Below are 12,386 nucleotides of genomic sequence, written 5' to 3'. Positions count from 1 at the left end.
GGCCGGCGGTACGCATGGCCGCCCTGGTGCAGTTCTCTGCACCTCGATTGGGGAGCCTGTCCCACTGTGCGGCGGCGTCCGGGGGCGCAGCATGGAGACATCGCAGAACGGTCCGCCACCCGCGCTGGACCACGACAGGGAGGCCGGCAGGTGATACCGAAGGAACCGGGTGCCGGAGGCGGCGGCCGACACCGGGCCCGGACGGGCGCCGTGGTGGCCGCGGTCCTCACCGCGGCGGCGCTGACCATGGGGGCCAGTGGCTGCCAGGACGTCAGCACCAAGACCGCCAACCGCGTGGAACTGTGTGCGCGGATCGTGGGCAAGACCTTCACCAATCCGTTCCCGGACGATGTGGAGAAGACGAAGAAGCAGATCCGGGAACGCGCCGACGAACTGGACTCCATGGCCGGACAGGCATCGGACGAGAAGCTCCGTACGGCCATCAAGGAAACCGCGCGCAAAATGCGCGACGCGGAAGTCAAGGGGAAGGGTTCGAGCCGGACCGTGATCGGCTACATCGCCGATCAGAACGAACTGCTCGAAGACCTCCGTAAAACCTGTCTGAACCGCGACGACTACAAGTAGCCCCCCCGAAAGCAGTACCCCGGACCGGGCTCGGCGGCGGCACCCCGGGTGCCTGTGCCACCAGAGCCTCACCGCCGGGCCCCTTGGGTGTCCCCCGTCGCCCGAGGGGCCCGGACCCCTCATCACCGTACGAACCAGCGTCAGGAGCAGTCATGCCGGAGTCCACCGGTTGGAAGCCGTCCCAGGAGCGCCCGATGTGGCCCTGGGTGGTGGCCGCCATCGTCGCCGTGGCCGTGGTCATCAACGTCATCATCACCATCTGAGGGCGGCGGCCCACCAGGTGCCACCCGCGCACGACCGCGCGATCCGGGGCCGGCCGGCCCACCCCCGTACCCGCGGGACGGGAGTGGTGCCGCCGGGCCCTGTGGCGCGCCCGGGAGCGGTTGCGCGGGGTGCAGAGAACTGCACCAGCGAACGGGCACGAGCTCTACTGCTGCCCACCGGGCCGCCGCGTACCGTCGTTCCTGTTGAAGTTGAACACTTCAGGATCTCGACGCACCGGCAGCACAGCATCGGCCCCGGCCCCCGGACACCCCTCACCCTCCCCCCGCGGGACCGCGGCGCCGACGCTGACTGAGTTCATGGGGGACCCGTGCCGCACCTTCACTTCACCACCGACAGCCTCCGCAGAACCCGCATCCTGTCCGAGGCCGACCGCATCCGGGAAACCCTCTTCGCCCTGGAGCTGCTCGCCTCCGGCGGCGGAGGACCGGACGTCGAACGCTGGCGCCGGGCGGTCGGCCACCGGCCGCAGGCCAGGCGCCTGACCGAACTGGCCAAGGTCATCCGCCCGTTCCCCGACATCGACCGCATGGTGCAGCGCGACCACTGGGGCGAGGGGCCGTCGGCCGGCGCCCGCCCGAACCGCGTCACCGAGGCGCTGCGGCACTTCTACCACGCCTGTGTGGCGCCCTACTGGGACCAGATCGCCCGGAGTCTGGAGCGGGACCGCGCGGCCCGGATGACCGTCCTGCGCGAGCGCGGCGCCGACGGGCTGCTGGGCAGCCTGCACCCGAAGGTCTTCTGGTCCGCCGCCGGTCTCGAAGTGCCGGGCCAGGGCGGGAACTTGAGCTTGGACAGGGTGGGTCTGACGATCGCCCCGTCCTTCTTCCTCTCGCCGGGGATCACCGTGCTCATCCGTCAGACCCCGCTGCGTCCCGGCCCGATGCTCTTCTACCCGATCCGCTCCGACCGCGAGCCGGTGCCCGCACCCTCGGCGCTGGCGGGCGCGTTCGGCGGCTGACCTTCCCGTACGTCGCGTTCCCGAGCGCTGGGTACATTGCGCTGCCGTACGTTCCGCTTCCGTACGTACCGCCGCGGGTGCCGTGCCCGCGGCGGAAGGGGACGGTGCGGCCCTCGTCTCAGCGCTCGTCGAGGAACTGCAGACAGTCGGTGATCTCCTCGACCGACGCCTTCGCCACCGCGTCCACCAGGCGGCCGTCCCGCAGGAAGACGACACTGTCCGCGCGGGAGGCGGCGAGCGGATCGTCCGTCGCCATCACCGCCGTGACCTCCAGCGTCCGTACGGCCCGGCGCACGATGTCCCCGACCACCCGCGAATACCCTTCGGCGGCCGGCCCGGCCGGCTCGTCCACCAGCAGTAAACGGGGGGAGTCGGCGAGCGCGCGGGCCAGCGTGGCCTTCTTCAGCTGGACCGCGGTCAATTCGCGGACATCGCGCCGCCGCGGCCACAGCCGGGCGAGCCGGCAGGCGTCGCGCACCTCGCGGTCGCTGCGCTGCGAGCCCCCCGGCCGCGCGGAGACGAAGTCGCGGACGCCGGCGCCGGGGTCCGGGAGGTCGTCGGTGCGCACGACACCGATCGAATCCGCTTCGGCACGGCCCCACCGGACGGTTCCGGACGACGGGCGGACAATACCCGCCATGCATTGCAACAGGGTGGTCTTCCCGGACTTCGGCGGGCCCATGACGGCGCAGAACCGCCCCTTCCGCACACCCAGCGAGAGATCGTCCAGGGCGCAGCGGTCCGGGTCCGCTTCCGGGTATCTCTTCGACACGTTGTCGAGCGTTACCGCGTATTCCTGAGATTCAAAAGGACCAGGAGAACCCTCGAATCCCCCCATCACTGATTCACCCGCACAATCCGGCCCCCGGCCTTCGTCGGCGTGGGGCCCTGCCAGGCCCACGGACCAAAACTACAATGCGGCGGCCGGCGAGCACCATGATGCTGGCAGTAGGGCGGGGGTGCAGTAACCTTCACCCCCGATATGGGCCCGGAATGCTAGCCTCCGGGCCCTTTCCCGCCAGTCGCGGATCAGGTCATTTCGCCCCGGAGGAGCGCCCCGCCGAGGGGGGTGAGGGTGTGCTGGACCTTGTTGAGGGTGCGCAGGGTGCTGATCAGACCGGCGGCGCGCAGCACGGCGGTGTGCTGGCTGGCGGCGGCGGTGGAGATCCCCACCCGCTCGCCGACCTGGGTCGTGGTGCAGGTCAGGGTCAGGGTCTGCAGCACCGCGGCCCGGGTCCGGCCGACGAGCGCGCGCAGCGCCTGGTCGCTGCCGGCGCTCGTGCCCTGGGGCTCGTCGCTCCAGTCCTGCTTGACCGGGACCGGATACGACAGCAGGGGCGGCAGACCGCCGCGCTGCTCGATGAGCACCGGCGCGCGGGAGAAGAGGAAGAAGGCCGGCGCGAGGAGCAGTCCGGAATCCTCCAGCTTGATGTCCTCACCCTCGCCGGGCACTTCGAGGACCGGCGGTTCCCAGCGGATGGCCGGGTGCAGGGTGCCGAGCAGCTGGTCGATGCCGCCGCTCAGTGTGATCTGTCCGCGGACGTTGCGGTCCGCCTCCAGGTGGCCGGCTATCCGGGACCAGTAGGGCGCCACCGCGACCCGGTGGAAAGCCTCCAGGTCCTTCAGCAGCCGCGGTTTGAAAGCGGCGGGCACCGTCGTGGTGGCCGTCCGGGCGGAGGCGTCCTCGGCGGAGGCCTTTTCGGCGACGCGGTAGAGGTCGGGAAAGGTGCGTACCGTACGGGCGAGTCCGACGATCCCGCCGGCTCCGGCCCAGGCGCCCACCCGTCTTCGCCAGGCGTTGAACGGCGCGCCGCCGCTGCCGGTGCTCAGCATGCCCAGGGCGAACAGGGTCTCCCGGAACTGCTCGGGGCGGGCTGCCAGCCGTAACTTCGCAAGGCTTTCCGGCGTGAAAACGATCCGCTGCACAATCATCCCCCTTGATGTACATGGTGGAGCTGCTTCGTCGGGCCGAGCGTTCTGGAATGCCGTGGAAAGCGAGCTGGCCATTACCGGCAGCAGGCGAAAGGGTAGCACAGGAATCGCCCGTACGGGCGACTCGGAAAGATCACTGAAAGAGCGTTGACAGGGTGTCAATAATGCTGCACCGGTGGTTTTCCGCTTTCGGTCCGGATGCCTCGCGATGGCCGTCCGAGGTGCCCGTAATGCCGTACGGGATGCCGTGAAGCACCCTCATCCGGACGCCGTTCATGTTGCGTTCGGATGGCAGTCGGATGAATATGCGTAATGCAAGGTCACCCATTTCCGAACGCCGTGCGACGGAAATCGGGGCGCCTGGTCCGCGCCCCGGGGGCTCATGGCCGGACGGTGCGGGCGCCGGTGGAGTCGGCCGCGCGGGGGCCGGTCAACCGCCGTGGGCCGGGGCGCTGCTGCGCGCGAGGCGGCCGCGGCGCGAACCCGGCCGGCCGGAACGGGCCCCGCGCGCGCGAACATCGACGCCGCACCTGTCCTGCGCGGAGGTCCGGCGGGCCCGCCCCGGCCGGCCGGCGGCGGGGCTGCCCGCCGCCGGCGGCCCTCGGCGTGTCCGGGCGCGTACGGGGTCCGACCGGTCCCAGGGCGCGGAACTCCATGGTCGTCGCTCTTCCTTTCGCCCGCTGCGGACAGATCGGCTCCGGTGCAAGGGTGGCGCAGTGTCCGTGGCCCTCGCCGGGACGTGTCGTCCGGAGGGGGCTGCCGGTGGGGGAGGCCTCGGCCGGGGTGTCCGGCGGTCGCGCGGGGGCGCGTACCGCCGGTGTCAACTCTGCTTCGGATCCGATGGCTTGAATGTTCGGCACGGTTGAGGCGCGGCGTAGGAACCCTAGCCCGGCGATTGGCGCGTTTCAACTGTGGTGAAGGAAACTTGTGATGCTGTCCATCTGCGCGTACGCGAAAGTCACCGCGGCGACGCCCGGGCCGGTGAGTATGCCGGAGTCGCCGGGGTTCCTGGCGGTATGTCCGTAACTCTCCGTCTATGGTATTGACGCTGGTCAGTGACGCCTGAGCGGATGGCGGCCCGATGAGGCGGCCGTGCGGCGCGGGGTCTGGTCGAATCGTGGCGGTGCGACTGCTTCCGGTTCGTCCCGGAGAACCGTTATGAGGAATTAGTTATCTTAATTCTGATTCGCCCGTATGCCGCAGTCACCCGCCTCGATACCTGTTCGTTGACGACATATGACCGAGACGAGCGTTTCCCCCACCCGTCAGCTCGGCGCCTGGCAGCTGCGCGCGAGCGTGCCGCGCGCCACCCCCGGCGTCCGGCCCGACGTCCACCTGCTGCGCGCCGGACAGCGGGTCCGCCTGGAGTACACCGGCGACCTGCTGGAACAGCTGCTGGCCACCCTCGACGGCAGCGAGGACGACCGGTAACGGCACTCCCGGCGCCCGCCGCCCCCCGAGGGCGGCGCGTCGGCCGGCCCCCGCCCACCGGCCACCACCGATTCCAGTGAGAGCTGCAGTGAACGACATCCCGCGGGTCCCCGTGCCTCCCGGTTCCGGCCGACACCGGCTGCCACGTCAGAGCACGCACGAGGCCGTCCCCTTCCCCGGTGGCGCGGGCGTGCCGTTCGCGCACGACCTGCCCCTGGAACAGGAGATCGCCGACGACGGGTGGGACGCCGCCGTCGTACAGGAACTCGGCCCCGAGATGGCGGAGTTGTGGGACACGGCCGAGCAGCCCGCCGTGGCGGACGGCCCGGAGTCGTTGTTCCCGCCCGGCCGGGCCGTGTACTACCCCGGCGAAGCCGTGTACCCGCACGCCGATCCCGTGTACCCGCACGCCGATCCCGCGTACTCGTCCGCCGACCCCGTGTACCCGCACGTCGAGGCCGCGTACCCGGCCGATCCCGCGTACCCGTACGTCGAAGCCGGCTACCCGCACGTCGAGTCCGTGGACCCGCGCGCCGACCCCGAGTACCCGCACGCCGAGACCGCCGCCCGGCCCGCCGCACCGGCCCCCCGGGCCGCCGACGCGCCCGCCGGGCCCGCCGCCGGACCCGCGGCCTGGTCCTGGAGGCGGCTGCTCAGCGCGTCGTCCGTCCTGCTCACGGCGGTGATCGCGATCGCCGTCTCCGCGCTGGGCGCCGTGGCGTCCTATCCGCCCCTGCGCGCCATCGCGGACGGTGTGGCGCCGTCGGACATCGCGGTGCTGTGGCCGCTGCTGATCTACGGCCCCTGGGTGGTGGCCACCCTGTCCATCCTGCGCGCCCGCGTCCACCGGCGCCGCACCCTGCATTCCTGGGCCGTCGTCATCTTCTTCGCCGCCGTCGCCATGATGCTGTGCATCGCCCACGTCCACCCCTCGCCGTCCGGCATCGCCGTGGCGGGCCTGCCGCCGCTGACCGTCCTGCTCTGCTTCCACCAGTTCGTACGCCAACTCGACCTGGCCGGCGCCCCCCAGCCCGCGGCCCGGCACGCGCACAGCAGCCGGGGGCAGCACCGGCACCGGTCCGGCGGGTGAGGCGGGCGGCGGCCGCCCGGTGGTGACATCCACCGGCCCGGCCCCGAAAAGCGGGTGTCCGCACGTTTTCCCCGGCGTGCGGACACTTCCCTGTGCCCGGCCCGTCGCGTAACGCCCCGGAAAACCGCCGAATTCCTGTCCGCGCAGGTCAGCGGCTCCCGCTTGCCGCGGTGTCGGCGAATGGCCAGCGCCAAACGATTCTTCTGAATTTCGTACGTGAGTACATTCATGTGGTGCGTGCACATGGCCCGCAGAGCCATTCCGCCCGCACTATGCTCACTGCCGCGCAGCGAGTTGTGACGGCTGCGGCAGACCGCTGACGGCTGCCGTGAAGCCGCCGCCGCACGAGGGCACGGGCGTCCTGGGACCCGGCTCCGCGCGCGGAACGCCGCCTCATGTCTTCCCGCTGCCTTTCGACACCGTGAACGCCGCGTATGACGCCCTGTCCCTTCCATTAGCGCTCTGAGGATGCCGATGGCTCGTGCTGATTCGCCACCCGGGAGGCCGGGGCCGGCCGCCACCGCACCGTGGCTGCTGCCACCCGCGTTTCTGGCCATATGTACGGCCGTGGCCGCGTCGTTGCTGCCGTCGGCGGCCCGTGCCCACGCCGCCTGGATCGGCGTCCTGGCGACCGCCGCCGTGGCCGTCGCGGCCGCCGAGGCGGCCCGCCGGGGCCGTGCGATCGACGCCCTGCGCAGGCAGTACGCCGAACGCGAGGCCTTCCTGCAACGGCAGCTGGCCGAGCAGGAGACCGAGACGATCCGGCTGGCCAAGGAGACCCTGCCCGCGGCCCTGGCCCGGCTCCGGCAGGGCACGTCGATCGAGGACGTGCTGCGCACCATCGGCCCGGTGTCCCGGGTGAGCCCCCGGTTCGAGGCCGCGCACGACGCGGTGGTGCGCTACATCCTCCTGACGGTCGACGCCGAGGAGGACCTGCGCGACTCCGCCCGGCGGGCCTTCGTCAACATCGCCCGGCGCGTGCAGGCCATCGTGCACCAACAGGCCCTGGAACTGCGCGAACTGGAGGACAAGCACGGCAACGACCCGGACGTCTTCCATGACCTGCTGCACCTGGACCACCGGACCGCGCTGATCGGCCGGCTGGCGGACAGCATCGCCGTCCTCGGCGGCGCCCGGCCGGGCCGGCAGTGGCAGAAGGACATCCCGCTGTTCAACGTGTTGCGCGGGGCCATGTCCCGGATCACCGACTACCAGCGCGTCGATCTCCACTCGGTGGCCGACGTCGGCATTCTCGGCCGCGCCGCCGAACCGCTGATCCACGCCGTGGCCGAGCTCCTGGACAACGCCACGCGCTACTCACCGCCGCAGACCCGCGTCCACCTGACCGCGACCGAGGTCCAGACCGGGGTGGCCGTCGAGATCGAGGACGCCGGGCTCGGCCTGACCGACGAGGCCCGGGTCCGCGCCGAGCGGTCCCTGGCCCAGCACGCCACCAGCGGCCTGGACCTGGACGACCTGGGGGAGTCGCCCCGGCTCGGCCTGGCGGTGGTCGGCCGGCTGTCCCACACCAACCACTTCACCGTGTCGCTGCGGGTGTCCGCGTACGGCGGCGTGCGCGTCGTCCTGGTCGTACCGCCCGAACTGATCACCGTGACCCCGGCGCCCGGCGGCGCCATCGCCAAGGCGCCCAGCCTGCCGCCGCCCCGCTACCCCAGCGGCCCCAAGCACCGGGCCACGGCGGCCGCCGAGGAGTCGTCCGCCGACGCCCCGCGCACCGCCAACGGACTCCCGCAGCGCAGGCGGCGCACCACCCGTCCGGTGTTCCCGCCCGCGGGCCCGCGGCCGGCGGCCCCCTCCGCCACCGAGCCCCGGCGTCCGGCCCCGCCGGCCGGGATGTGGTTGTCCGCCTTCCTCGACGGCCCCTCCGGCGCGTCGCCGGACGAGCCCCCGGCGCGCGGTCCCGAGGGCCCGGGCGCCCCGGAGCCCGAGCAGTGACCGAGCCAGCAGATAAGGATGAGTGAGCAAGTGGCCACAAAGCAGCGGCTCAACATGGACTGGATGCTGGAGGAGTTGGCGTCCAGCGTCCCGCAGACCCGCAACGTCGTGGTGCTGTCCTCGGACGGCCTGTGCATGGCGCAGTGCGGTACGGACACCGACACCGCCGACCGCCTCGCCGCCGCCTGCGCCGGGCTGCAGAGCCTGTCGGCGGCCATCGCCGCCGAGTTCCCGCACCGCGACGGCCGGATGAAACTCGTCGTCGTCGAGGTCGACGGCGGCTTCTTCTACCTGATGGCGGCCGGCGCCGGTGCGTACCTCGCGGTGCTGGCCGACGACGACGTGGACGCCGGCCTCATGGGGCAGCGGATGCGGGACCTGGTCGCCCGGATCGGCCAGCACCTGTCCAGTCCGCCGAGGTCCGACCGGCAGGTCCCATGAGTGAGCCGGAGCGGCAGAAGAAACAGGCCTGGGAAGAGGGCGGTCCCGAACGGCTCTACGTCCTGACGTCCGGCCGGCAACCGGCCGAACGGCAGGCCCCCCTCGACATGGTCACGCTGATCGTGAGCCGCGGCGAGGCCGGTCCGGGCATGCAGCCGGAGCTCGCCGCCATCGTCCGCATCTGCGACTACCCGCTGTCCGTCGCCGAGCTCTCCGCGTACCTCCACCTGCCGGTCAGCGTGGTCACCGTACTGCTCACGGAGCTGCTGGCGAGCAACCACGTCGAGGCCCGGGCCTCGGTCCCGGCCAAGTCGCTGCCCGACATCGAACTCTTGGAGGCGGTGATGCATGGACTACAGAATCTCTGAACCCGTCGTCGGCCCGCGGGGCGAGGACATCCTGCCGGCCTCGGTCACCACGGCGGTGAAGGTGGTGATCGTCGGCGGTTTCGGCGTCGGCAAGACCACCCTGGTCGGCTCGGTCAGCGAGATCAGACCGCTCACCACCGAGGAGATCATGACGCAGGCCGGGGCCGGCGTGGACGATCTCGCCGGGGTGGAGCGCAAGAGCGAGACCACCGTGGCGATGGACTTCGGCCGGATCACCCTCAACGACGAACTGGTGCTGTACGTCTTCGGCACCCCGGGCCAGCAGCGGTTCTGGTTCCTGTGGAACGGCCTCTTCGAAGGCGCGCTGGGCGCCGTCGTCCTCATCGACACCCGGCGGCTGGAGGACAGTTTCGACGTGATGGGCCGCCTGGAGGAGCGCGGGGTGCCCTTCATCGTCGCCATCAACGCCTTCCCGGACGCCCCCTCGTACCCGGTCTCCGAGCTCCGGCAGGCTCTGGACATCCCCGACCAGGTGCCGGTGATCGACTGCGACGCCCGCGAACGCGGCTCCAGCCGCGACGGTCTGCTGACCCTCATGCGCTATCTGCACACCCTCACCACCACGACTGCGGAGCCACGGTGACCATGCCCTTCCCCGAACAGCCCGGCACCACATGGGCCGCCACGCCGCCCCGGGAGTGCCCGGCACACGCCCGGTTCGGCGCCGCCGACGGACTGGCGCGGCTCTTCGGCCCCGAGGCGGCCGAGGACCCCATGGGCCTGTACGAGCGGCTGCGCGCCCGGCACGGGGCCGTCGCACCCGTCCTGCTGGACGGCGACCTGCCCGCCTGGCTCGTCCTCGGCTACCGCGAGATCCTGGAGGTCGCCGGTACGCCCGCCCGCTTCAGCCGCGACTCGCGCAACTGGCGCTGGTTCCGGGAAGGGCGGGTGCCGCCGGACTCACCGCTGCTCCCGATGATCGCCTGGCAGCCGGTCTGCCTGTTCCTGGACGGGGAGGAGCGCAACCGGCTGCGCGTGGCGGTCACCGACAGCCTGGACCGCTTCAACCGCCGGGGCATCCGGCGGCACATCACCCGCTTCACCCACCAGCTGGTCGACGGCTTCGCCGAGCGCGGTGAGGCGGACCTGGCCGAGGAGTTCTGCGAGCATCTGCCCATGCTCGTGCTGACGCAGCTCCTGGGCATGCCCGACGAGTACGGGCCCCGGCTGGTCACGGCCAGCCGGGACATGGTGGCGGGCACCGCGACCTCGGTGGCCAGCAACGCGTTCATCGTGGAGACCCTCACGGAGCTGGTACGGCGCAAGCACACGACCCGGGGCCACGACATCACGTCCTGGCTGATCGACCACTCCTCCCGGCTGACCGACGAGGAGGTGTGGAACCACCTGCGGGTCGTCCTGATCGCCGCGAACGAGACCACGGTCAACCTCCTCAAGAGCACCCTGCGGATGGTGCTGACCGATCCCCGGTGCCACGCCTCGCTGGCCGGCGGGCAGATGACGCTGCCCGACGTGGTGGAGCAGGTGCTGTGGAACGAACCGCCCCTGATGACCATTCCCGGCCGCTGGGCCGCCGTGGACACGGAGGTCGGCGGCCAGAAGGTCGAGGCGGGGGACATGCTGCTGCTCAGCCTGGCCGCCGGGAACAATGATCCGGCCGTCCGCCCGGACCCCTCGATTCCGCTGCTCGGCAACCGCTCGCACCTCGCCTTCAGCAGCGGCCCGCAGGAGTGCCCCGGCCAGAACATCGGCCGGGCCATCGCCGACACCGGCATCGACACGCTGATGGCCCGGCTGCCCGACGTGCGGCTGCGCATCCCCGAGGAGGACCTGCGCTGGAAGTCGGGCTGGATGACGCGCCACCTGACCAGCCTCCCGGTGACGTTCAGCCCCTCGCGGCCCGCGCGCTCCGGCGCGCCCGCCGGTCCGGCCGCCGAGCGCCCGCTGTGGGACGTCCCGGACGACGGCTCCCTGCCCGCGGCCGAGCCACCGGCCCCGTCCCCGCCCGGCCCGCCTCCCGCGGCCCCCGTACTCCCGAGGCGTACGTCCTGGTGGGCCGCGCTGAAGGCCTGGCTGCGCGGCTGACGCCCGGACCCGGCCGGCAGGCCGCACGGCCCGTCACGGCGTGCCGGTGGCCTGGAGCGCGGCCGGGCCACCGGGGACGAGTTCTCCGACGGCGCTCGCCATACGGTTCAGCGCCTCTTCCAGCACGGCCCGCGAAGTGGCGTAGCTGATGCGGATATTGCCCTCGGCGGCCGGGCCGAACCACTCGGCCGTACCGGGCACCACGGCCACCCGCGCTTTCGCCAGCAGGAATTCGCCCATCGCCCGGCTGCTCAGCCCGAGGGCGGACACATCGGGGAAGAGGACGTACGTTCCGTCCGGCCGGCCGCAGGAGAATCCCGGTATCGCGTTCAGCCGGTCCGCACAGTAGTCGCGCATGGCCTGCAGGTGTTCCAGGAACGCGTCCCGCCAGGGCCAGCCGTGGCGCAGGGCGGCCAGGGCGCCGGCCTGGGTACAGGGCGTCATGCTGTACGCGGCGCCGAGATGCTGGAAGGCGAGCCGCAAGGCGTCCGCATCCGCGGGGGTCGGGGCGACCACGAAGCCCATGCGCAGCCCCGGGAGCGCGAACGTCTTGGAAAGCCCGGTCACCGTGTAGACGCGCCGGCTGTTTCCGGTGTCCAGGCTCGCCATGCTGATGTGCGTCCTGGGCGGGTACACGATGTCGCCCCACACCTCGTCGGAAAGTATCGGGACACGGTGGGCGGCGGCTATGTCCTCCACCGCCCGCAGCGTCGGCTCGGTGAAGACCGTGCCCAGCGGGTTGTGCGGATTGCACAGGCAGATCAGCGCGGTGCGCGCCGTCACCAAGGAGGCGAGCTGGTCCGTGTCCAGTCGCCCGGTGCGCTTGTCCACCGGGCAGTAGACGCGCCGGGCCCCCACGGCGTCGACGGCCTGGCCGAACAGCAGGTCCACCGGGTCCAGCAGGATGCACTCGTCGCCCTTTCCGCACAGCAGGCGCACCACACCCCACAAGGCGGCCGCCGTGCCGGGCGCGAGCACCACGCGATCGGGGTGGTTGCCGATTCCGTGACGGGCTTCGGCGACTTCCGAGAAGGCCTCCAGGAGTTCTTCCGGTCCGTTGGGTGTCGCGTAGGGGAAATAGCCGTCGGCGACCGCCGCGACGACCGCGTCCCTGACCGCCCGGGGCCCGGGGAAATCCGGTTCGGCCGCCGTCAGCGGAATGACGTCGGGCGGGACCGCGCCCCACCGGACGGGCGATCGCCGACGCAGCAGGTCGGGCCGGACCCGCGCGTCGTCGAACAGCGAGCGGAGCGCCTCGTGCCGCGGCATGGCG

Annotated in this window: 12 protein-coding genes; 9 read left to right on the top strand and 3 right to left on the bottom strand. The window is 71.9% G+C overall.

The genetic code is table 11. The features are described from left to right. Window positions 1–150 precede the first annotated feature (150 nt). Both CP973_RS29870 and CP973_RS29865 read left to right on the top strand, forming a co-directional pair. Window positions 151–585, top strand: a complete 435-nt coding sequence (locus CP973_RS29870; RefSeq protein WP_150246992.1) for a hypothetical protein — start codon at window positions 151–153, stop codon at window positions 583–585. Between the two features lie 592 nt (window positions 586–1,177). After that, window positions 1,178–1,828: a hypothetical protein gene (locus CP973_RS29865; RefSeq protein ID WP_150246991.1), complete on the top strand. Its 651-nt coding sequence runs from the start codon at window positions 1,178–1,180 to the stop codon at window positions 1,826–1,828. Window positions 1,829–1,946: 118 nt separating this feature from the next. Here CP973_RS29865 and CP973_RS29860 read toward each other — a convergent pair whose 3' ends face one another. Further along, window positions 1,947–2,600, bottom strand: coding sequence for an ATP-binding cassette domain-containing protein (locus CP973_RS29860; RefSeq protein ID WP_167538540.1), 654 nt, complete (start codon window positions 2,598–2,600; stop codon window positions 1,947–1,949). 257 nt (window positions 2,601–2,857) lie between these two features. Then, the gene (locus CP973_RS29855) at window positions 2,858–3,754 is read right to left on the bottom strand and encodes a helix-turn-helix domain-containing protein (RefSeq protein ID WP_150246989.1); all 897 of its coding nucleotides are present in this window, start codon (window positions 3,752–3,754) and stop codon (window positions 2,858–2,860) included. 1,242 nt (window positions 3,755–4,996) lie between these two features. On the opposite strand from CP973_RS29855, the gene CP973_RS29850 reads away from it, so the two are divergent. The 7 genes from CP973_RS29850 to CP973_RS29820 all read left to right on the top strand — a co-directional run bounded on the left by CP973_RS29850 (window position 4,997) and on the right by CP973_RS29820 (window position 11,113). Beyond that, window positions 4,997–5,191 (top strand): hypothetical protein, encoded by a 195-nt coding sequence (locus CP973_RS29850; RefSeq protein ID WP_150246988.1) that lies wholly within the window; start codon window positions 4,997–4,999, stop codon window positions 5,189–5,191. Window positions 5,192–5,381: 190 nt separating this feature from the next. Beyond that, entirely contained in the window at window positions 5,382–6,281 is a 900-nt protein-coding gene (locus tag CP973_RS29845; protein ID WP_244410089.1) for a DUF2637 domain-containing protein, read from the top strand. 474 nt (window positions 6,282–6,755) lie between these two features. Next, the gene (locus CP973_RS29840) at window positions 6,756–8,237 is read left to right on the top strand and encodes a sensor histidine kinase (RefSeq protein ID WP_167538539.1); all 1,482 of its coding nucleotides are present in this window, start codon (window positions 6,756–6,758) and stop codon (window positions 8,235–8,237) included. Between the two features lie 54 nt (window positions 8,238–8,291). Continuing rightward, complete coding sequence (locus CP973_RS29835; protein ID WP_208853409.1) at window positions 8,292–8,678, top strand: roadblock/LC7 domain-containing protein; 387 nt, start codon at window positions 8,292–8,294, stop codon at window positions 8,676–8,678. Continuing rightward, window positions 8,675–9,046 (top strand): DUF742 domain-containing protein, encoded by a 372-nt coding sequence (locus tag CP973_RS29830; RefSeq protein WP_150246985.1) that lies wholly within the window; start codon window positions 8,675–8,677, stop codon window positions 9,044–9,046. Before CP973_RS29835 ends, CP973_RS29830 begins: the two co-directional genes overlap by 4 nt. After that, window positions 9,027–9,650 carry a GTP-binding protein gene (locus CP973_RS29825; protein WP_150246984.1) on the top strand — a complete coding sequence of 208 codons (624 nt, stop codon included), beginning with the start codon at window positions 9,027–9,029 and terminating at the stop codon, window positions 9,648–9,650. The genes CP973_RS29830 and CP973_RS29825 overlap by 20 nt, the downstream gene beginning before the upstream one ends. 2 nt (window positions 9,651–9,652) lie before the next feature. Continuing rightward, on the top strand, window positions 9,653–11,113 hold the full coding sequence (locus CP973_RS29820; RefSeq protein ID WP_244410278.1) for a cytochrome P450: 1,461 nt from the start codon (window positions 9,653–9,655) through the stop codon (window positions 11,111–11,113). A 33-nt stretch (window positions 11,114–11,146) separates the two neighbouring features. Here CP973_RS29820 and CP973_RS29815 read toward each other — a convergent pair whose 3' ends face one another. Then, the gene (locus CP973_RS29815) at window positions 11,147–12,382 is read right to left on the bottom strand and encodes a pyridoxal phosphate-dependent aminotransferase (protein ID WP_244410086.1); all 1,236 of its coding nucleotides are present in this window, start codon (window positions 12,380–12,382) and stop codon (window positions 11,147–11,149) included. Between the last annotated feature and the right edge of the window lie 4 nt (window positions 12,383–12,386).

The organism is Streptomyces albofaciens JCM 4342 (assembly GCF_008634025.1).
In the GTDB taxonomy this organism is placed as follows: domain Bacteria; phylum Actinomycetota; class Actinomycetes; order Streptomycetales; family Streptomycetaceae; genus Streptomyces; species Streptomyces albofaciens.
The sequence above is the reverse complement of the archived record's forward strand: the minus strand, read 5'-3'. Positions and strand labels throughout refer to the sequence as shown.